The sequence below is a fragment of the Rhizobium sp. 01L419 genome (assembly GCF_056400025.1).
Window position 1 is genome coordinate 1 of record NZ_JBFTSM010000025.1, and the last position, 19,843, is coordinate 19,843.

Here is a 19,843-nt window from a genome sequence, read left to right on the forward strand (position 1 = left end):
TCCCTCCCGGATCTTTTCCTGCAGCGACTGCGTCGCCTTCGCCATCATCCCGACTTCGTTGTTCATGCCGGTATGCGGGATATCAAGAGAAACATTCTCGTCGGCAACCGCCTGAAGCGCGTTGTGCACGTCCTTCAACGGGTTCGATATGCCRCGGATGAAGTAGAAGGCGGCACCAATGCCGGCGACGAAGACGATGGCGCAGGCCGTGAGAGCCTTCCACATCGTCTCATTGACCTTGGCCTGCAGGTCGTCGAGATAAACGCCTGTGCCGACGACAATCTTCCAGGGCTCGAAAGCCTTTGAATAGCCGCCCTTGAGAAAGACCTGGTTTTCCGGCTGACCGGGCTTGGTCCAGTAATAGTAGGTACGGCCGCCGCCGGCCTTGCCATGGTCGACGAGGGCCTGGCTGAATTTCGCGCCTGTCTTGTCGACCTGACCACTCATATCCTTGCCGAGATTGACCGGGCTAGGATGGAAGATCTGGATGACGTTGTAGTCGAAGCCGAAGAGATAGCCTGATGGCTGGAAGGTCACGCGCTTCAGGATGTCGAAGGCTTCGGCTTGGGCAGCCTCATGTGTCATCTGCCCAGCCTTCTCGCGTTCGTAGAAGGTGTTAAGGACGGAGATGCCCGATTCGACCTGCGTGCGAAGCATATCGAAGCGCTCATCATAGATCGCCTGCTCGGATGTACGGATTTCAAAATAGGTTGCGACTGCAAATGCGGCCATCAAAACACCAACCAGCGCGAAAAGCTGATGGGCAATCTTGAGCTTCTTCATGATTGACCTCACGGAAAAGGTGAAAAGCAATATCCCGGATCGGTCAACTCCCGACCTGCGCGCGAGAGTCGCGCGCCCAGCTAGCGCAATCATGCACTCTCCGGTCCTCCGTAAGTAAAATTAAAATGAATGATTAAATTATCTTTTAACAAACACAGGACTTCTACTCGGCGCGCCTAGTAGAATTGACAGGTATCTTCTTGCAGACTTGTACAGGTTGCAATCATCAATAGTTGCAATCAAATAAATTAGCACATACTTATTGAATAGAGAACAACACACCTGCGTCTCTTCAGAGGCGCTTTCAGTCCACCATGGTGGGTCCGTGCAACGATCAAACCCTGATCGGGCGGATGCGATAAACCGGGTCAGAAACGGAGCTGGAAGGCGGAAGCGTCGAGAGGAACGGGTTGTTCCATGCCGGCAGCTATGGGTTTCGCACCGCCGCTGACCACGGCCGCCGTTGCCTCGTTGTCGATACCTTCTGCGGGCACGACCGGAGCGAGAGCCAGCATCTGTTCTGCGGTGGCTTTGCTCACAAAGAGAACGGGAGAGCCGCCCATCCAGTTTTCGGTGCGATAAATCTTCTTCTCGCCGTCGATTTCACGGACTTCGGCCTGCTGGAAAGCGCCGGGGCGCAGCTCCGGCACCGAATACTCCCTCTTGGAGGCTTCCATCTGAGGCGGCGGGCAATGGCCGCAAGTTTCAATGATGATGCTACCGGCTTCCTTCGGCTTGCTCGGCCCGATCACTTCGATCGAGGCGGCCATGGCGGAACCAGCCGCCAGCAGAAACACTGCACTGAGGAAAATCTGACGCATCAACGCTACCCCGGTCTCACTTGACAGCAGCGGCCGGAAAACGGTCCACCACTCTCCGTTTTTGTTCAAGCATCGGATTGTCCGAAAACCGTTTCACACTTTTCGGTCCGATGCATCAGGAGCCAAGATTAACGCAGCTTTGTTTCCATCCCGTCAGAAGAAAGGGTAAAAATTTAGCGAAACAGGCCGTTGTCTGCCCGTTCCCTATGCCTTTTCGCGTTCAACCGCGCGCCAGCCGATATCGCGGCGGCAGAAACCGTTTTCCCATTTCACCCCGCCCAGCAGGGCATAGGCGCGGTCCTTCGCCTCGCCGACCGTGCGGCCCGTCGCCGTCACGTTCAGGACGCGGCCGCCGGTGGCGACGAGCGCGCCATCCTTCAGCGATGTGCCGGCATGAAACACCTTCCCGCCCTCGCCGGCTTCCGGCAGTGCGAGGATCGGGGTGTTCTTCTCATAGGAGCCCGGATAACCTTTCGAGGCCATGACGACGGTCAGGGCGGGATCATCGCTCCATTCCGCCTTGACCTGGTCCAGCGTGCCGTTGGCACAGGCAAGCAGCAGCGGCAGGAGATCGCTCTTCAGCCGCATCATCAGCACCTGGCATTCCGGATCGCCGAAGCGGACATTGTATTCGATGAGTTCCGGCCCCTTGGCGGTGATCATCAGGCCCGCGAAGAAAACCCCGCTGAAGGCATGGCCGCTTTCGGCCATGCCGCGGATGGTCGGCTCGATGATTTCCTTCATCGTGCGCTCGGTCATCTCGGCTGTCATGACGGGTGCTGGCGAATAAGCGCCCATGCCGCCGGTGTTCGGGCCGGTATCGCCTTCGCCGACGCGCTTGTGATCCTGCGCGGTCGCGAGCGGCAGAGCGCTCTGCCCGTCGCAAAGGCAAAAGAAGCTCGCCTCCTCGCCATCCAGATAGGCTTCGACGACGACTTCGGCCCCGGCCTCGCCGAAGGCACCCTCGAAGCAATCGTCCACCGCAGCCAGTGCCTCGTCCAGCGTCATGGCGACGGTCACGCCCTTGCCGGCAGCGAGGCCATCAGCCTTGACGACGATAGGGGCACCCTGCTGACGGATATAGGCCTTTGCCTTCGGGGCATTGTTGAAGCGCTGATAGGCACCGGTAGGGATATTGTACCGCGCGCAGATGTCCTTGGTGAAACCTTTGGAGCCTTCGAGTTGGGCAGCGCCCGCCGACGGGCCGAAGACCGCAAAACCTGCGGCCCGCAAGTCGTCGGCAATACCGGCGACCAGCGGGGCTTCCGGGCCGACGACGACGAAATCGATCGTCTTTTCGCGGCAGAAGGCGATGACGGCATCGTGGTCGTCGATATCAAGCTCAACCAGTGCCGCATGTTCGGCGATGCCGGGATTGCCGGGGGCGGCGTAGAATTCCGTCATCAGCGGCGATTGCGCCAGCTTCCAGGCGAGTGCGTGCTCGCGTCCACCCGATCCGATCAACAGAACCTTCATGCCTGATCCCCTTGCTGCTGGTCTGGCCTGTTGGCCTAGCCTGTTGGTCTGGCGGTTAAGCATGAAGGCCCGAAAGGTCAAGCAGGAAAGCTTACCAACCCCCGCCTCCGCCGCCTCCGCCACCCCCACCGGACGAACCGCCACCTGAAAAACCCGAGGACGAGCTGGAGGGCGGCGGCGACGGAATGGTGGAGGCGATCGTCGAGGCCATCGATGACGAGAAGCCGCCAATGCGATCCGAAAAGCTGCCGCTGTTGAAATTGCCGGAATACCAGCCGGGGCTATAGGCTGCTGCAGCGGCCCCTGCGGCAGCGGCAGCCAGCCAGGTCTCGAAGGTGCGCGACCACGGCTTTTCGACACCGAGCGCTACGGCATAAGGCAGCAGCGTTTCGAAATGCTGCGGCGACATTTGCGGCGCCCCGGCCATGTTCATGCGGTCTTTTTCGGCGAGTGTCAGATATTGCCGCAGGCCGTCGACACCGGCGGTCATCTTGGCGCCGAGCGGCGTCGGCGCTCCCATGATGAAGAAATAGAGGATGTTGAACAGCACGATGCCGCCCACCGCAAAAAGCATGGGCGTTTCGTGGAATTCCATCAGCGAAGAGCCGAGCGCCAGCACGACGGTCGAGAGAATGCTCAATCCTACGAAGACCGCAATCGCGATCGCAATGACCGCGAAAATCTTGCCTACAAGCGAGCGGCCACGGTGCAGCGCCTTCGCAAAACCTGCGACGAAGACGGACAGGAAAACGGAAATGCCGATGGGGATGATCATCAGCGCGATCGTATCCGGCTCCAGCGAGCCAAAGACGAAGAGCGCCACCAGGGCCGCGGCACTCAGGATCACGCCGCCGGTGATGTAGCCGGCGTTGGAATTGTAATATTTGCCGCGATGCTCCCGTTCGATCGAGGAGCGGAAGCTCTGGCCTACGGATTTGACCTTCTCGCCGTTGGCCTTGTCGATAGTGAGAGTATCGCCGCTGCCGCCGACGGCCTTCAGGAGTTCCGCCTCGCCAGCCTGGAGCTTCTCCTTGCCGAGCGGCTTGTCGGTGCGGCGAATGATGATGGAGTCCTTGAGGTCGTCGAGCCTGACATAACCGCGCACGGCAAGATCGAGCGCCGTGGCCGAAAGAGCCGTCCAGCCCTGGCCGGAAAAGCCTCTGTTGTCGATGTAATTGACGAGGGCCGGAGAGATGCCGGATGGCGGATCCCAGCGCGGCACGACGATCTCACGCGCCGGATCGCGGCCAACCTTCAGCCAGGAGCGCGTGTAATAGAGGAAGACGAGGATGAGACCGCCAAAACCGATGAAATAGTCTCGGTTGTCGCTGAACCACCAGCTGCTTTCCTGATCGGCGCTCGGCGGATCGATCGCACCCTTCGGGAGTTTGGCGGCAAAGGTCAGCCCCTCCTCTTCGCCGAGGGGCGCGGTGGTCGCGACGATCAGCCGGCCGTCGTCTACGCTCGCTCGAGCATTCTTGCCGGTTGCACCGACGGGGCCAGTGAAGAAGGTGACATCTTCGGGCACAACGCCCTGCGGAAAGGTGACCGTCGCTACTGCAGAGCGGATCGGAAAAATCCAGCCGTTGCCGGTCACGTTCCAATAGAGCTCGTCATGACCATCGAAGTAGCGGATCTGACGGTTCGTTTTGTAGGTGAAGACATAGTGGTGGCGGCCGGGAGAGATCGTGATGTCTTCGGAGCCGGCATAGATGCGTATTCCGCCGGAAATGGATTCCGTATGCCAGGGTTCATCCTGGCCGTCGCGCTTGACCGAGACGACGCTGAAATCGACGCTGCGGCGTCGGCCGCCCGCATCCCTGAAGGTCAGCGGAAAATCGCGGAAGATGCCTCGCCGGATGCGGTCGCCCTCGGCATTGACGGTGATCGTTTCCGACACCGTCATCGCCCCGCTCTTTTCCAGCTGGATGGCGGAATCGAAGGAGGCGATGAATTCGGCGCCTATGGCTGCCCGGGCCGAAAGCGCGATCAGCAGTACGAAACAAATGCCGAAAAACCGCCGGACCATATCCCCTCCCCCGGTTGCGGCTCAGCCCTGATTTGTTCAGGGCTCGTCCTTGTAGGTAACCCCCAGCTCCGCGAGCGTGCGCCAGTAAGCCGGGAAGGTCTTGCCGACACAATCGGGATCGAGAATGGTGATGCCATCGATCTTCAGGCCGGCAAGCGCGAAACTCATGGCGATGCGGTGATCGGCGAAGGTGTCGATTTCGGCCGGCAGCGTTTGACCCGCAAGGTCAGGATCGGAATGGACGATCAGATCGTCGCCTTCCTCAACCGCCAGACCTTCGCGGATGTTGTTGAGCCCCGTGGACAGGGCACGGATACGGTCGCATTCCTTGACGCGCAGGTTGGCAATGCCGACGAAACGGACCGGCGTCTCGTTGAAAGCGGCGAGCACGGCGATCGTCGGGACAGCGTCCTGCATTTGCGAACCGTCGATTTCGGCCGGCAGGTTCGGGAACTTGGCGATCGTCTCGTAGGCCTTGGCATCCGGCTGGGTGAAAGCATCACTCGGCACGCCGAGATCGATCTTGCCGCCGCTCAGCACTTCGGCCGCCCAGAGATAGGTTGCAGCAGATGCATCGGGCTCGATGACGAAATCGGCTGCAGTATAGCCGGTCGGCTCGACACGCCAGGTCGCGGCATCGAGTTGATCAACCTTGGCGCCGAAGGCTTCCATGGCGGCAAGAGTGAGATCGACATACCCGCGGGCGCCGATGTCAGTGCCGGCAAGCGCAATCGTGACAGGCGCGTTGGCGCCCTGCTTGGCGAGCGGTGCAGCCATCAAAAGCGCCGAAACATACTGGCTCGACAGTCCGGCATCGATCTCGACGCGGCCGGAGGCGAAATGGCCGTTGCCGCGCACGGTCACCGGCGGGCAGCCGGTCGGGGCTTCGGCATCCAGGCCCAGCGATTTAAGCGCTGCGACCAGCGGGCCGATCGGCCGCTTGCGCATATGCTCGTCGCCATCGACGACAACAGTACCCTCGACGGCGGCAACGGCAGCCGTCAAAAAGCGTGTCGCCGTGCCGGCATTGCCGAGAAAGAGCGGCACTTTCGGCTGATGAAGCTTGCCGCTGCCGGTCACCACGAAGGTCGTGTCGTCGGGCTCGTCGATCTGCACACCCATGGCCCTGAGCGCCTCGGCCATATATTTCGTGTCGTCGCTCTTCAGCGCGCCGGTCAGCCGGCTCGTACCCTTGGCGAGGCCCGCCAGCAGAAGGGCGCGGTTGGTAATCGACTTGGAGCCCGGCGGCACGGCACGACCGGCCAGCGGCTTGCCCGGCGGGATGATAGTGAGCTTGGCTTTACTCATTGCGCTTGTCTCTTTTGTCCATTGCAGCGGCCGTGCACGGCCATGTTGGACTGCTCATAGCAGTTTTTGTGCAAAGACAAAGGTCAGAACTTGACTGATGGTACGGCGCGATCGGCCTCGTTGGCGATTTCGAAATATTCGCGCTTGGCGAAGCCGAACTGGCCGGCGACGAGGTTCGAGGGGAAGCTCTCGACCTTGACGTTCAGATCGCGGGCCGCGCCATTGTAATAGCGGCGCGCCATCTGGATTTCGCTTTCCATCGTTTCGAGCGAGGCCTGAAGCTCGGAGAAATTCTGGTTGGCCTTGAGGTCGGGATAGGCTTCGGCGAGCGCCATCACCCGGCCAAGCGCCTGGCCGAGCAGACCTTCCGCCTGCCCCCTGCCGGCAACATCGCCAGCGGGAATCGCCTGCGCCTTGTTGCGGAGCTCGACGACCTCTTCGAGCGTGGTCTTTTCATGAGCGGCGTAGCCCTTGACGGTCTCGATCAGGTTCGGGATCAGATCGGCACGACGCTTCAGCTGTACATCGATGCCGGACCAGGCCTCTTCGGCCATCTGCCGGGAACGGACGAGGCCGTTATAGATGAAGACAATGTAGAGCGCGATTAGAACGATGACGCCAAGAGCGATATACATCGCGAATCCCCCCAAGGAAGCCAGTGTGGCGCGGAGACTATGCGGGTTTTGTGGAGATCGTCAAACAGGGAAGGCGGCACAGGTGTTCCCTGCGCCGCGGCAGGATCAGGCGGCTGCGTTTACCAGGTTAAAACCACCCGCTTCCGTCAGCAGAAAGGCTTCGCCGCAGGCCTTGGCGAGCGTGCGCACCCGCAGGATGTAGCTCTGGCGCTCTGTCACGGAGATCACACCGCGGGCATCAAGCAGGTTGAAGACGTGGCTGGCCTTGATGCACTGGTCGTAAGCCGGGAAGACGCATTTGTGCAGGCGCTGGTTGGCGTTGCCACCGGGCGCGCCGGCGGCGAGAAGCGCCTGGCATTCCTTCTCGGCATCGATGAAATGGCGATGCAGCATCTCGGTATTGGCGAATTCGAAGTTGTGGCGGGAATATTCCTGCTCTGCCTGCAGGAAGACATCTCCATAGCTGATCTTCTCGTCGCCTTCACGGCCGTTGAAGTTCAGGTCGTAGACATTGTCGACGCCCTGCACATACATGGCAAGGCGCTCGAGACCGTAGGTCAGTTCACCCGCAACCGGCGAGCATTCGATACCGCAAATCTGCTGGAAATAGGTGAACTGCGAGACTTCCATGCCGTCGCACCAGCATTCCCAGCCGAGACCCCAGGCGCCGAGCGTCGGGCTTTCCCAATCGTCCTCGACGAAGCGGATATCGTGCAGCAGCGGGTCGAGGCCGATTGCGGACAGTGAACCGAGATAGAGTTCCTGCAGGTTCGGCGGGTTCGGCTTCAGGATGACCTGATACTGATAGTAGTGCTGAAGGCGGTTCGGGTTCTCGCCGTAGCGGCCGTCGGAGGGGCGGCGGGACGGCTGAACATAGGCTGCCTTCCAAGGCTTGGGCCCAAGCGCGCGCAGCGTGGTGGCCGGGTGGAAGGTGCCGGCACCCACTTCCATGTCATAGGGCTGCAGAACCGCACAACCCTTGTCCGCCCAATAGTTATGCAGGGTCAGGATCAGCGCCTGGAAGGAGCGCTTCGGGTTCATATGGTCAGGAATAGTCGCGGACATGGAACGGCACCGATTGCTTGAAATATGTGCGCGACAGGTGCCACGGAGCACCGCAGGGGTCAAGACTTTTGCATTTTGTCCTGACAAGGCCAGCAAGCATCACGCCTGTCGACGCTATCGATCATCGCCGAGAGCGCACAGAACATGCTTTCGGCCTACTCCTCTTCTCGTTTCAGGCGGTATTCACCGGTTGCCGGATCCTTCACCAGCGTGCCGATCGCACCGGTCTGGCGCTCCTTTTCGGCGCGACGGGACTTTTCGGCAAGCTTGCGCGCATCGGAGACGAAGCGACGGTAGAGCCACCACGCCGCGCAGACGAGGATCAATAACGTGATAAGCTGTGCCATGTCCCCTCGTTTCTCCCCTCAAAGCCCGAAACGGCTCCACAATGCCCTCTCTTCCGCCGCTTCGACAAGCCCCGATGCAAGACCGGACGCCGCGCCTTCAAGCGAGACCGGCGAGACACCGGGAATGCGGCGGCCGAGCAGCCCGCGGGCGGCTGTGACGAGCTGCAGCTTCGTTTTCTGGCCGTAGCGTTTCTTCAGTTCCTGGCGCATGTCGCCGAGCCCGTCAATGAGGCCGAGCTCCAGGCCGCGCGTGCCGCTCCAGAAGAGACCGGAGAAAACCGTCGCATCATCCGTCAGCTTGCCGGCGCGGCGCTCGCGCACCATGGAGATGAAGACCTGGTGGATTTCGAGCTGCAGGCTCTTCAGATATTCGATGTCCTTTTCCTTCTCCGGCTGGAAGGGATCGAGGATCACCTTGTTTTCGCCTGCCGTATAGACACGACGCTCGACACCGATCTTCTTCAGAAGTTCCGGAAAACCGAAGCCGCCCGAGACGACGCCGATCGAGCCAACGATGGAAGTCGGGTCGGCAATGATCTCATCGCCCGCCAGCGCAATCATATAGCCGCCAGAGGCCGCAACGTCCTCCACGAAGACCAGCACCTTCTTCTGCTTTTCGCGCGCTAGCTCGCGGATGCGCCCGAAGATGAGCCGCGACTGGACGGGCGAGCCACCCGGTGAATTGATGGAGATAGCAACGGCGGGCGTGTCCTTCATGGAAAAGGCCTTTTCCAGGACCGGCGCGACATTGGCGAGATTAAGGGTCGGACGGAACTGACCACCGCCGCTGATGATCGCGCCTTGCAGCCTGACGACGGGGATGACGATCCCATCCCTGCGAAACCGCTTCGGCATCAGCTTTCTCAAAAATCCAGCCATTTCTCTTCCTTAACATAATCGGCGGCGCCAGCATGCACATGCACATTACAAGGGCATTGCATGTATGCGCTGCAACGACAAACGCAATGGCTACGTTCCCAAAACATCGCCCCTCCACTTTCCTGTTGCGAATGACTTGCATTATCATTCTAATCAGGCATAGTGCCGGCATGGCAAACAGGTGAAAATGGCATGGACATCATAAATCCGAATGCAAAGGGCGGCTGGCGGAGCGAGCGCGGGGAAGCTTCACTCTCCGACGTCTACCGTACGGTTGGCACGGGGCCGCACAGCTCCAAATGGCGGCGCGCTGCCGCCTTCCTCGGCCCCGGTTACATGGTAGCGGTCGGCTACATGGACCCCGGCAACTGGGCGACCTCGCTCGCCGGCGGATCAAAGTTCGGTTATGCGCTTCTCACCGTCGCACTGCTTTCGAACATCATGGCCATCGTGCTGCAATCGCTCTGCGCGCGTCTTGCAATAGGCTCYGGCCGCGATCTGGCGCAGGCCTGCCGCGATGCGTATCCGAGCTATGTCGCCGTGCCGCTTTGGGCTTTTGCTGAAATCGCCATCATCGCAACCGATATTGCCGAGGTGATCGGCACGGCGATCGGCCTCAATTTGCTCTTCGGCATTCCGCTGGAATTCGGCGTTTTGATAACAGCGCTCGACGTGTTCGTCATCCTTCTCCTGCAGAGGCTCGGCTTCCGCTGGATCGAGGCCTTCATCATCACGCTGCTCGGCGTCATAGCAGTCTGCTTTGCGATCCAGATCTTCCTTGCCGACCCGCAATGGGGCGCCGTCATCAGGGGCTTCCTGCCCACGCCCGAAGTTGTCACAAATCCGGAAATGCTCTATCTGGCGCTCGGTATTCTCGGGGCGACCGTGATGCCACACAATCTCTACCTTCACTCCGGCATCGTGCAAACGCGCTCCTACGGCCATACCGTGCCTGAGAAGAAGGAAGCGCTGACCTTTGCGACCATCGACTCCACCGTGGCGCTCTGCTTCGCACTCCTGATCAACGCCTCCATCCTGATCCTTGCCGCAGCCGCCTTCAATGCCAACGGCAAGACGGATGTGGTGGAACTGGGCGAAGCGCATTCGCTGCTTTCGCCGCTGCTCGGCCTTGCGATTGCGCCCACGCTCTTCGGTATTGCGCTACTCTGCTGCGGCCTGAATTCCACGGTCACCGCCACGCTTGCCGGTCAGATCGTCATGGAAGGCTTCCTGAAGATTCGCCTGAAGCCGTGGGTACGGCGGTTGATCACTCGCGCCATCGCCATCGTCCCCGCCGCCTTCGTGACGATCTGGTATGGCGACCAGGGTACGGCTGAGCTGCTGATCCTCACCCAGGTGGTGCTCAGCCTGCAGCTTTCCTTCGCCGTCTTCCCGCTGGTGATGTTCACAGCCAGCAAGGCGAAGATGGGCGAACTGGTTGCCCCGAAGTGGCTCAGCGGCATTGCCTATGTGGTCGCTATCGTGATCGCCGGCCTGAACGTCAAGCTGCTCTTGGACTTCGTAACTGGCGGCTAGTTTCCCGGAATTGTTTTTGTTCTCGCGCAATTCCGAACGGAAAACCGCAGCACGCTTTTCGTGGAACTGCTTTAAAGCCTGGCATAGGCCACGCGGCCATTGTTGAAATCATCGACGAGAGGGGAGAACTTGTGGCTCCCCTCTTCGTGCATGATGAGGGGTGCGCGCAGCGAAAGCCTTGCCCGCGAGCCCTTGATCGCCGTGACGAGAATGCGGACGGCATTCTCGCCTTCACGTGGATGAATGGCGGTAATCTCGATGCCGCCGAACCGCCTGCCGCAGGCGGCGATGATCTCGGCGATCGATTCCGGCCGGGCGATCAGCGACAGTTGTCCGCCCGGTACCATGATGGCACCGGAGGTGCGGATCCAGCTTTCGAACAAACCATCGGTCATGGCATGGGCCTCGGCCTTCAGCGCATCCGGGGTCCTGCGGTCGCCGGCATCGTTGAAAGGTGGGTTCATCATAACGTGATCGAAGCTCTCGTCGATCAGACCGGCATCGTTACGTGCCTTGGCGGTCAGCGTCACGTCGGCTTCGACGACTGAGACGCGGCCGGTCATATGGGCATTGTCAGGCAGCTCGATGCTGCGGCGGGCGTAGCTTGCCATCTCCGCCGAGCGCTCAAACAGCACAACCTCGGCCTTCGGAAGACGGGAGGCGACGGCAAGACCGGCCGCGCCTGCACCGGCGCCGAGATCAGCCACCTTTACGGGGCGATCATCGGCAACGAGGGCGGCCAGCAGCATGGCATCCATGCCGGCGCGATGCCCCCTGCCCCTGGGCTGGACGACATGGAAGAGGCCGCGATGGAAGGCATCTATGGTTTCGGTCGCCGCCTGCGTCATCTTTTCACTTCCGCTCGCGAAGTTCGTCGCCGAGACCGGCGTCGATCAGGATGCGGCGGGCTTGATCGGCCATCTCCTCGTCGACCAAAAGGCGGCGCGGCAGCATGCCGAGCGAGCCTTCCAGCACGCTCATGCCCTGATCGGCGATGAAGCACGCAATTCCCGCATCCTTCATGAGGCTCTCGGCAAAAGAGAGCAGAACGGGATCGTTTGCGCGGATAAGCTCATGCATTTGCCGTCATTTTCCCTTCCGAATTTGCTTGCAGCGACAATTCACCCCTTGCCGCCTCCATCGCCCCTTTCTATTGTCAAAGGCAACGAATGAACAGGAGTCCGGGTCGTTGGGCGTGGTCATACCGCTTGAAGAAAACAAAAACAAACTGGCTTCCATAAAGCCGCTGGTGGACCTCACCAAGACGGATATGGAGCGGGTGAACCAGCTTATCCTTTCCAAGGCCGGCTCCGATGTCCAGATGATCCCGGAGGTGGCGAACCATCTGATCTCCTCCGGCGGCAAGCGCCTGCGGCCAATGCTGACGCTCGCTACGGCCTCGCTCTTCGGCTACAAGGGCGAGAACCACATCAAGCTCGCCACATCAGTCGAGTTCATGCATACGGCAACGCTGCTGCACGACGATGTCGTGGACGAAAGCGACCTGCGCCGCGGAAAATCGACCGCCCGCACGATCTGGGGCAACCAGGCAAGCGTTCTCGTCGGCGACTTCCTGCTTGGCCAGGCCTTCCGCATGATGGTGGAAGTCGGCTCGCTGGAAGCGCTCGACGTGCTTTCTTCCGCGGCCTGCGTCATCGCCGAGGGCGAGGTGCTGCAGCTGTCCGTTGCCAAGAACATGGAAACGACCGAGGACGACTACCTCTCCGTCATCCGCGCCAAGACGGCAGCCCTCTTTGCGGCCGCTGCCGAAGTCGGACCGATCGTTGCCGAGACCAACAAGTCCGGCCGCAATGCGCTGAAATCCTACGGCATGAACCTCGGGCTCGCCTTCCAGCTCGTCGACGATGCGCTGGACTACGGCGGCAAGGCGGCCGATCTCGGCAAGAATGTCGGCGACGACTTCCGCGAGGGCAAGATCACCCTGCCCGTCATCCTCGCCTATCGCCGCGGCACGCAGGAAGAGCGCGCTTTCTGGCGCGATGCGATCGAAGGCGGCAACAGCAGCGATGCCAATCTGGAAAAGGCCCTCGGCCTGATCACCAAATACGGTACGCTCAACGACACGATCCAGCGTGCCGTCCATTACGGCACGATCGCCCGGGATGCGCTCGCACCACTGCCGGACAGTGCCTGGAAATCGGCGCTGATGGAAGTCATCGACTTCTGCATCGAGCGCGTGAACTAAAGCGTGTCACGATATCCGGGATTTGCTTGACGTATGTCGTTATCGCAAAACCGCCGCGCCCTCTTGCGCGCGCGCTTTAATCAAACGTCCTTGAACGAGGGCTGAATTTCTTGCAGGGCCGCTTCAAAAAAGCCATCCTGTTATGAATCAGTGTTTGCAACTGATTTTGCGGTCGACGTGTTCAGCTGGCCGTCCCTGAAGAAAGGTTTTCTAATGCGGCAGAGATTTGTCACCCGTCTCCTTTCGAGCGCAGCCCTGGCGGCGGTCCTTTCGCTCGGCGGAATCGGCGGCGTGAACGCCGAAGACGCGGCCAAGGCGGATGATGCCGGCAAGACCGTGACCTTCGATCCGGACAGCGTTTCCACCTTCTCGGGTGCGTTCCTCGCTGCCCGCACGGCCGATGTGGACCATGACTATCCGACCGCGATCGAGCTCTACAAGAAAGCCTTGCAGATCGAGCCGGGCAATCCGGAAATCCGTCAGCGCCTGATGATCTCGCTGCTGCTCAACGGCGACATCAAGGACGGCGTGAAATATGCCAACGACCTGAAGGGCGACCCGACAGTCGAGCGCATCACCACGATCGTGCGCGGCATGGATGCGATGCGCCGCGGCGAATTCAAGACTGCGGAATCAATCCTGAAATATGACGGGCCGAACGATCTCGACCGCATGATGAACGACCTTTTGCTGGCCTGGGCACGCGTCGGCGCAGGCCGCGGCAAGGAAGGGCTCGCCATGGTCGAGAAGATGAAGGGGCCGGATTGGGTCCGCATCTTCCAGAATTACAATGCCGGCGCGATCGCGGTCGTCAATGGCGACGTCAAATCCGCCCGCCAGCACCTGAACGATGCCGTGCTTGACAAGGAAGGCGGCGCCACCGCGCCTGATACCTTCATGCGCGCCATCATGGCGCTCGCCCGCCTCGAAGCCTCGCAGGGCAACAAGCAGAAGGCGCTCGACGCCGTCTCGGTCGGCGATAACCTGCTGCCAAACTACGCACCGTTGAATGCCTTGCGCGACAGCATCGAGAAGGGCGAAAAGCAGGAACAGCAGGTCAAAAGCGCCGAAGAAGGTGCGGCCGGCGTGCTCTTTTCGGTCGGCGGTGCGCTGAACCGCGACGGCGCCGAAGACATCGTCTCGCTCTACCTGCAGACCGCCAACGCGCTTGATCCCAACAGCGCCGACACGCTGGTATTGCTCGGCGGCATTGCCGAAAAGCAGAGCCAGATGGACCGCGCCATCGCGCTTTACCAGAAGGTGCCGGCGAATTCTCCGATGCGCCGCATCTCCGAACTGCAGCTCGGCCTGGCGCTGGCCCAGGGCGGCAAGGTGGATGACGCCCGCAAGCATCTGCAAGCGCTGATCGTCTCCGACCCGAAGGATATCAGAAGCTATCTCGCCTATGGCAGCGTACTGTCCGACGCCAAGGACTATCAGGCGATGGCCGACAATTATGACAAGGCCGTCGAGGTGATTGGACCGCTGCCGGGCCGCGCCGACTGGAGCGTCTTCTTCCAGCGCGGCATCGCCTATGAGCGGCTGAAGAAGTGGGATCAGGCGGAGCCGAGCTTCCGCAAGGCGCTGGACCTTAATCCCAACCAGCCGCAGGTTCTGAACTATCTCGGCTATTCCTGGATCGACATGAACCGCAACCTCGACGAAGGTCTTGAGATGATCAAGAAGGCCGTCGAGCTGCGCCCTGACGACGGTTACATCATCGACTCGCTCGGCTGGGCCTATTTCCGCCTCAACCGCTTCGACGATGCTGTCGATGAGCTGGAGCGTGCCGCCCAGATCAAGGCAGGCGACGCGACGATCAACAACCATCTCGGCGACGCCTACTGGCGTGTCGGCCGCAAGCTCGAAGCCGTCTACCAGTGGAACCGCGCTCTCGCCTCCGAACCCGAGGAGGCCGAGATCCCGAAGATCAAGGAAAAGATCGCCAACGGCCTGCCGGCCCAGGATGACGACTCCAAGGCTGCTGACAAGAAGCAGCCGGACCCACAGCCGGTGCCGCCGCCGCCGGTCGACAAGAAATCCTGAGGCCGCATGCCTGAAACGGGCATACCGCTTTCCGTAACAGGCGATTTCGCCGTTACCGAAGATGCCTGCGCAAAAATCAATCTGGCCCTGCATGTGACGGGCCAGAGGCCTGATGGCTACCATCTTCTCGAAATGCTGGTGACATTTGCGCGGTATGGCGACCGGCTGAGCTTTGCGCTCGCAGACGCCGACGATTTTACGCTTTCCGGCCAGTTCGCCGATGCGCTGGCCGATGATCCCGGCACCAATCTCGTGCTGAAGGCGCGCGACCTGCTGCGGGAGGCGGCAGGCGGTGCTCCGCCCGTGCGCATCCATCTGGAGAAGAACCTGCCAGTCGCCTCCGGCATCGGTGGCGGTTCAGCCGATGCGGCAGCGACGCTGCGCGGGCTGATGCGCTTGTGGGATGTGGCGCTTCCGGCCGAAATCATCGCCACCCTGGCGCTGAAACTTGGGGCCGACGTGCCGATGTGCCTGAAAAGCACGCCGCTGATCGCACGCGGTATCGGCGAAAAGATAGAGACGGCCGATGCCCTGCCCTCCTTCGCCATGGTGCTCGCCAATCCGCTGAAAGGCGTTTCCACACCCGAGATCTTCCGGCGGCTTGTCAGCAAGAATAATCCTCCGCTGGTCCTGATGAAGACGCCGCACTGGATGGAAGCCATACGGGCGACACGCAATGATCTTGAGCTGCCAGCGCGGGAAATGGTTCCCGAAATCGCGGAGATTTCAGACATGCTCGCGGCAGAAGGCGCGCTTTTCACCCGCATGTCCGGCTCTGGCGCGACCTGCTTCGGCATCTTCGAGACACCCGTTGCTGCGCTGCGCGCCGCTGAGCATCTTCACGCGACCCGCCCGGACTGGTATTTCCAGTCGACGGAGACTTTCGCAGGAGGTGCATGATGGCAGGCCTGGACGAAAAACGAGCTTTTATACCCCTCGGCATTGCGGTTCTGACCGTTTCGGATACGCGCACGCTGGCTGACGACAAATCCGGCGATACGCTGGTGGCACGGATTGCGGAAGCCGGGCATCAACTGGTCGACCGCGATATCGTGCCTGACGACCGCGAGAGGATCACCGCACGCGTACGCGCCTGGACTGAAGCCAAGGAGATCGACGTCGTCATCACCACGGGCGGGACCGGCTTCACCGGTCGCGACGTGACGCCCGACGCGCTGGAACCGCTCTTCGAAAAGCGGATGGACGGGTTTTCGGCCGTGTTCCATCGTATTTCCTACGACAAGATCGGCACTTCGACGATCCAGTCGCGCGCCACGGCAGGTGTCGCCAATGCCACCTTCATCTTCGTGCTGCCGGGCTCGCCGGGTGCCTGCAAGGACGCGTGGGACGGCATCTTGAAGGCGCAGCTCGACTACCGGCAGATGCCCTGCAATTTCGTGGAGATCATGCCGCGTCTGGACGAGCACCTGAAGCGCGGCGCGACGAAATAGACCGGCTACAAGTGCGGCATTCCCTATGTCGCAAGGCCCGGCAGGGTGGGCATCGTTTCCCAGCTGTCACCGGACAGCAGCACGCAGCTTATGCCGTGAACATCCGTGACGACGAGCGTCCAGGTGCCGCTTTCGGCGGCATAAACCTCAAGAACGGCGTTCTGGTCGATCAATCCGACGGCCGTGAGCTTTTCAGCAAAATTGCTGTTCAGGAAATTGACGATCTCGGATCGGCCTGCGCAACTGCGCATCATCTGCGATGCTGCCGGATGCGGGTGCGCGATCACCAACATCGTCAATATGACCGCCAGCAGGCCGTGGACCATATCGCGTAGCATGACGCACCTCCTTTCGCCGGGAACCCGGCAGAAGAGGAGATTTTCGCTGACCTGTTCCGCCGTTCACCGGCATCCATGGCCATCCGTTACGAAGCGAGGCGCTTCGGCGGCGCCATAGCCAAATTATAGCGCGAAACCCTATTGGGCGCCATCTTTTCGCAATGTCGAGGAATACGGCAGCTACCGCGCAGCGCGGGCGACCCAGGAGGGAATCAATTCGCTGGAGAGCCGGTGCGGCTTCTGTGCCTTGACGAATTCGGTAAGGCGCATGCCGCTCGTTGCGGCTGAAATGGCAAGTTTCTTCGGAATGAGCAGGCCGAGTTCCAGTGGCGGCCTAGCACGACCGACTCGCTGGAAGAAGGGGCGGCGATAGCCGCGCGAGGCAGTAAAGCGTGCGGGGACCTTGTTCAACGCCACATATTCCGAGACCTCATCGATCCACCCCGCTTGCGGCCTCGCACCCGGCTCGACAAAGAGCAGCCATTCGCCGCGGGCTGAACGGATGATGTCCTTGATATCCCACTGCGAATGGAAACGGCAGCCGGCCGCATCCGCCACCCGCGAGGTGCCGTCGCGCGAGCCGTGATCGAGCACGACCACATCGCTGACGAGGCCTTCCACGGCGCCTGCCACCAATGCCGATAGAGTCTGGGCCAGCTCAGGTTCCTGATCCTGGCATTCAAGAACGACGGTCAACATTGCCTGTTTATAGAGCGCCGCACAAAATTTTGCCAGCGCGACTTTCCTCATTTTGTTCTTGCATTGTTCACGTTTTGCGGATAGGAATTTAATCATCAAAACGAGCGGGATCGAGCGTTTTCCGCCGCTGGAGAATCCGATGAGACCACAGTCCCTTGCAGGGCAGGACGCATTTGCGCCTGCCAATACGGCAGATATTGCCGACGCGATGATCGCGACCTCCGGGCTGCGCATCGAGGTCGACCGACGGCGCGGTCGTGGCGCGGGATTGAACCCCAGCGGCCGCTTCGAGCCCATGCAGCGCGAGACCTTCGACGACGGCTGGCAGAGCCTGGAAGAACTGCCGCCCTTCAGGACCGAAGTGCAGATCGAAAAGCCACGCACCGCTATCACCCGCAATGAGTCTCCCGATCTTTCCTTCGACCGATCGATCAACCCCTATCGTGGCTGCGAGCATGGCTGTATCTACTGCTTTGCCCGACCGACGCATGCTTATATGGGCCTTTCGGCAGGGCTGGATTTCGAAAGCAAGCTCTTCGCCAAGCCGGATGCGCCGAAGCTTCTGGAGCGCGAACTCGCCAAGTCGAGCTATAAGGTCCGCGTCATCGCGATCGGCACCAATACCGACCCATATCAGCCGATAGAGAAGGAATGGCGCGTCATGCGGCAGCTCCTCGAAGTGCTGAACAAGGCCAATCATCCCGTGGCGATCGTCACCAAGTCGGCGATGATCCTGCGCGACCTCGATATCCTCACGGAGATGGCGGCAAAGAACCTCGTTCGGGTCGGCATTTCTGTGACGACGCTCGACCGCAAGCTTGCGCGCCTCATGGAGCCGCGGGCATCGACACCGACGCGCAGGCTGGAGGCGATCCGTATGCTTTCCGAGGCTGGTGTGCGCACGTCAGTGATGGCCGCGCCGGTCATCCCCGCGCTCAACGACCACGAGCTGGAACGCATCCTCGATGCTGCCAAGGCGGCGGGTGCTGAAGAAGCGAGCTATGTGCTGCTGCGGCTGCCGCTCGAGGTGAGCCCGCTGTTCCGTGACTGGCTGCTGCAGAATTATCCTGATCGTTATCGCCATGTCATGTCACTGGTGCGCTCGATGCGCGGCGGCAAGGATTATGACGCAGAGTTCGGCAAGCGCATGAAGGGTGCGGGACCCTATGCCTGGCAGATCGCCCGCCGTTTCGAGATGGCGGCAAAGCGGCTTGGGCTGACCCGTCGAAGCCTTGCTCTGCGCGACGACCTGTTTGTGCCGCCCAATGGCAGCGGCGTGCAGCTTTCGCTGCTCTGACTGATTGTTTTGCGTAAGGCGTGAAGAAGACCTGCCCTGCGTCTTCTGCCTTGCGCAATTCCCGCGGATGGCCGTGACCGCACCATCCGCCGGACCGCCCCCGGCCGTCGCCGCCCTGATCCGGGGGCTTGCAGGAAATCGGGTTGGCGTGCGAGGTTCAACCGCATGAAACGTCGCACGTCACCCGATTCTCCTCTGCTCTTTGAAGAGGTCCCCCTCGTGCCGGATTTCCGGCTTGAGCTGAAAGCCCGCAAGGCTGGCCACTGGCCTGTCGCGGGCGCAGATGAGGCCGGACGCGGACCGCTTGCCGGACCTGTCGTTGCTGCAGCCGTGATCCTCGATCCCAAGCGTATCCCCGAGGGGCTTAACGATTCCAAGCAGCTTTCGGCGCAGCGGCGCGAGGAGTTGTTCGTCCAAATTCTTGCGACCGCAACAGTCTCCATCGCCTCCTCCAGTTCCACACGCATCGACGAAACCGATATCCGCAAGGCAAGCCTTGACGCCATGCGCCGCGCGATCTGCGGCCTTGCCATACAGGCAAGTTATGTGCTGACGGATGGGCTGGATGTGCCGACAGGGCTCGACTGCCCTGGGCAGGCCGTGGTGAAGGGTGACGCGCGATCCGTTTCGATCGCGGCCGCCTCCATCGTGGCAAAGGTTACGCGCGACCGAATGATGGCGCGGGCGCATCTGGTGTTTCCCGAATATGGTTTTGCCGCTCATGTCGGATATGGCACGGCGCAGCATCGTTCCGGCATCGAGAAGCACGGGCCGTGCACCCTACACCGACTGAGCTTCCGGCCACTCCGCAAGGACGGCGTCGTGGGAGACGTGAATGGGGGAATGCTGGAGGAGTAAACTCCAGTGCGATATCCGCCTCGTCTTTGCGAACCACAGGGGGCGGGACACCATTTGCATCATATAGAG

The 19,843-nt window shown here is 61.0% G+C and carries 20 protein-coding genes; 7 read left to right on the plus strand and 13 right to left on the minus strand.

The genetic code is table 11. The annotated features are described in order from the left end of the window. The 9 genes from AC1DUP_RS32960 to AC1DUP_RS33000 form a co-directional block, all read right to left on the minus strand. On the minus strand, positions 1 to 783 hold a 783-nt coding region (locus AC1DUP_RS32960; RefSeq protein WP_477836817.1), incomplete at its 3' end, for a cache domain-containing protein. A gap of 368 nt (positions 784 to 1,151) precedes the next feature. Beyond that, the gene (locus AC1DUP_RS32965) at positions 1,152 to 1,604 is read right to left on the minus strand and encodes a plant virulence effector HPE1-like domain-containing protein (protein WP_113510350.1); all 453 of its coding nucleotides are present in this window, start codon (positions 1,602 to 1,604) and stop codon (positions 1,152 to 1,154) included. Between the two features lie 204 nt (positions 1,605 to 1,808). Continuing rightward, on the minus strand, positions 1,809 to 3,080 hold the full coding sequence (gene purD, locus AC1DUP_RS32970) for a phosphoribosylamine--glycine ligase (RefSeq protein WP_477836818.1): 1,272 nt from the start codon (positions 3,078 to 3,080) through the stop codon (positions 1,809 to 1,811). Between the two features lie 91 nt (positions 3,081 to 3,171). Beyond that, on the minus strand, positions 3,172 to 5,109 hold the full coding sequence (locus AC1DUP_RS32975; protein WP_477836819.1) for a DUF2207 domain-containing protein: 1,938 nt from the start codon (positions 5,107 to 5,109) through the stop codon (positions 3,172 to 3,174). A 36-nt stretch (positions 5,110 to 5,145) separates the two neighbouring features. Beyond that, positions 5,146 to 6,417: a 3-phosphoshikimate 1-carboxyvinyltransferase gene (gene aroA / locus AC1DUP_RS32980; protein WP_477836820.1), complete on the minus strand. Its 1,272-nt coding sequence runs from the start codon at positions 6,415 to 6,417 to the stop codon at positions 5,146 to 5,148. A gap of 83 nt (positions 6,418 to 6,500) precedes the next feature. Continuing rightward, positions 6,501 to 7,052, minus strand: a complete 552-nt coding sequence (locus AC1DUP_RS32985; protein WP_477836821.1) for a LemA family protein — start codon at positions 7,050 to 7,052, stop codon at positions 6,501 to 6,503. Positions 7,053 to 7,157: 105 nt separating this feature from the next. Next, entirely contained in the window at positions 7,158 to 8,117 is a 960-nt protein-coding gene (locus tag AC1DUP_RS32990; protein ID WP_113510354.1) for a glycine--tRNA ligase subunit alpha, read from the minus strand. A 155-nt stretch (positions 8,118 to 8,272) separates the two neighbouring features. After that, entirely contained in the window at positions 8,273 to 8,464 is a 192-nt protein-coding gene (locus tag AC1DUP_RS32995; RefSeq protein WP_477836822.1) for a hypothetical protein, read from the minus strand. Positions 8,465 to 8,482: 18 nt separating this feature from the next. Further along, positions 8,483 to 9,343 (minus strand): S49 family peptidase, encoded by an 861-nt coding sequence (locus AC1DUP_RS33000; protein ID WP_113510355.1) that lies wholly within the window; start codon positions 9,341 to 9,343, stop codon positions 8,483 to 8,485. A 192-nt stretch (positions 9,344 to 9,535) separates the two neighbouring features. On the opposite strand from AC1DUP_RS33000, the gene AC1DUP_RS33005 reads away from it, so the two are divergent. Next, complete coding sequence (locus AC1DUP_RS33005) at positions 9,536 to 10,879, plus strand: Nramp family divalent metal transporter (RefSeq protein WP_113295168.1); 1,344 nt, start codon at positions 9,536 to 9,538, stop codon at positions 10,877 to 10,879. 71 nt (positions 10,880 to 10,950) lie between these two features. On the opposite strand, the gene AC1DUP_RS33010 is transcribed toward AC1DUP_RS33005, so the two are convergent. Together AC1DUP_RS33010 and AC1DUP_RS33015 are read right to left on the minus strand one after the other, a co-directional pair. Next, the gene (locus AC1DUP_RS33010; protein WP_477836823.1) at positions 10,951 to 11,727 is read right to left on the minus strand and encodes a tRNA1(Val) (adenine(37)-N6)-methyltransferase; all 777 of its coding nucleotides are present in this window, start codon (positions 11,725 to 11,727) and stop codon (positions 10,951 to 10,953) included. A 4-nt stretch (positions 11,728 to 11,731) separates the two neighbouring features. Then, positions 11,732 to 11,959: a putative signal transducing protein gene (locus AC1DUP_RS33015; protein WP_113510357.1), complete on the minus strand. Its 228-nt coding sequence runs from the start codon at positions 11,957 to 11,959 to the stop codon at positions 11,732 to 11,734. Positions 11,960 to 12,068: 109 nt separating this feature from the next. On the opposite strand from AC1DUP_RS33015, the gene AC1DUP_RS33020 reads away from it, so the two are divergent. The 4 genes from AC1DUP_RS33020 to moaB all read left to right on the plus strand — a co-directional run bounded on the left by AC1DUP_RS33020 (position 12,069) and on the right by moaB (position 16,582). Next, on the plus strand, positions 12,069 to 13,085 hold the full coding sequence (locus tag AC1DUP_RS33020) for a polyprenyl synthetase family protein (protein WP_113295165.1): 1,017 nt from the start codon (positions 12,069 to 12,071) through the stop codon (positions 13,083 to 13,085). 213 nt (positions 13,086 to 13,298) lie between these two features. Continuing rightward, the gene (locus AC1DUP_RS33025) at positions 13,299 to 15,131 is read left to right on the plus strand and encodes a tetratricopeptide repeat protein (protein ID WP_113308199.1); all 1,833 of its coding nucleotides are present in this window, start codon (positions 13,299 to 13,301) and stop codon (positions 15,129 to 15,131) included. Between the two features lie 6 nt (positions 15,132 to 15,137). Then, the gene (locus tag AC1DUP_RS33030) at positions 15,138 to 16,031 is read left to right on the plus strand and encodes a 4-(cytidine 5'-diphospho)-2-C-methyl-D-erythritol kinase (protein ID WP_477836824.1); all 894 of its coding nucleotides are present in this window, start codon (positions 15,138 to 15,140) and stop codon (positions 16,029 to 16,031) included. After that, positions 16,031 to 16,582: a molybdenum cofactor biosynthesis protein B gene (moaB, locus tag AC1DUP_RS33035; RefSeq protein ID WP_113295162.1), complete on the plus strand. Its 552-nt coding sequence runs from the start codon at positions 16,031 to 16,033 to the stop codon at positions 16,580 to 16,582. The genes AC1DUP_RS33030 and moaB overlap by 1 nt, the downstream gene beginning before the upstream one ends. A gap of 23 nt (positions 16,583 to 16,605) precedes the next feature. Here the strand turns inward: moaB and AC1DUP_RS33040 are convergent, their stop codons facing one another. After that, positions 16,606 to 16,920, minus strand: a complete 315-nt coding sequence (locus AC1DUP_RS33040) for a hypothetical protein (protein ID WP_113295161.1) — start codon at positions 16,918 to 16,920, stop codon at positions 16,606 to 16,608. 180 nt (positions 16,921 to 17,100) lie between these two features. Beyond that, complete coding sequence (locus AC1DUP_RS33045; protein WP_113510383.1) at positions 17,101 to 17,619, minus strand: glycosyltransferase family protein; 519 nt, start codon at positions 17,617 to 17,619, stop codon at positions 17,101 to 17,103. Positions 17,620 to 17,758: 139 nt separating this feature from the next. On the opposite strand from AC1DUP_RS33045, the gene AC1DUP_RS33050 reads away from it, so the two are divergent. Beyond that, the gene (locus AC1DUP_RS33050; RefSeq protein WP_113510360.1) at positions 17,759 to 18,916 is read left to right on the plus strand and encodes a PA0069 family radical SAM protein; all 1,158 of its coding nucleotides are present in this window, start codon (positions 17,759 to 17,761) and stop codon (positions 18,914 to 18,916) included. A gap of 165 nt (positions 18,917 to 19,081) precedes the next feature. Beyond that, complete coding sequence (locus tag AC1DUP_RS33055) at positions 19,082 to 19,774, plus strand: ribonuclease HII (protein WP_113295159.1); 693 nt, start codon at positions 19,082 to 19,084, stop codon at positions 19,772 to 19,774. Positions 19,775 to 19,843: the final 69 nt, after the last annotated feature.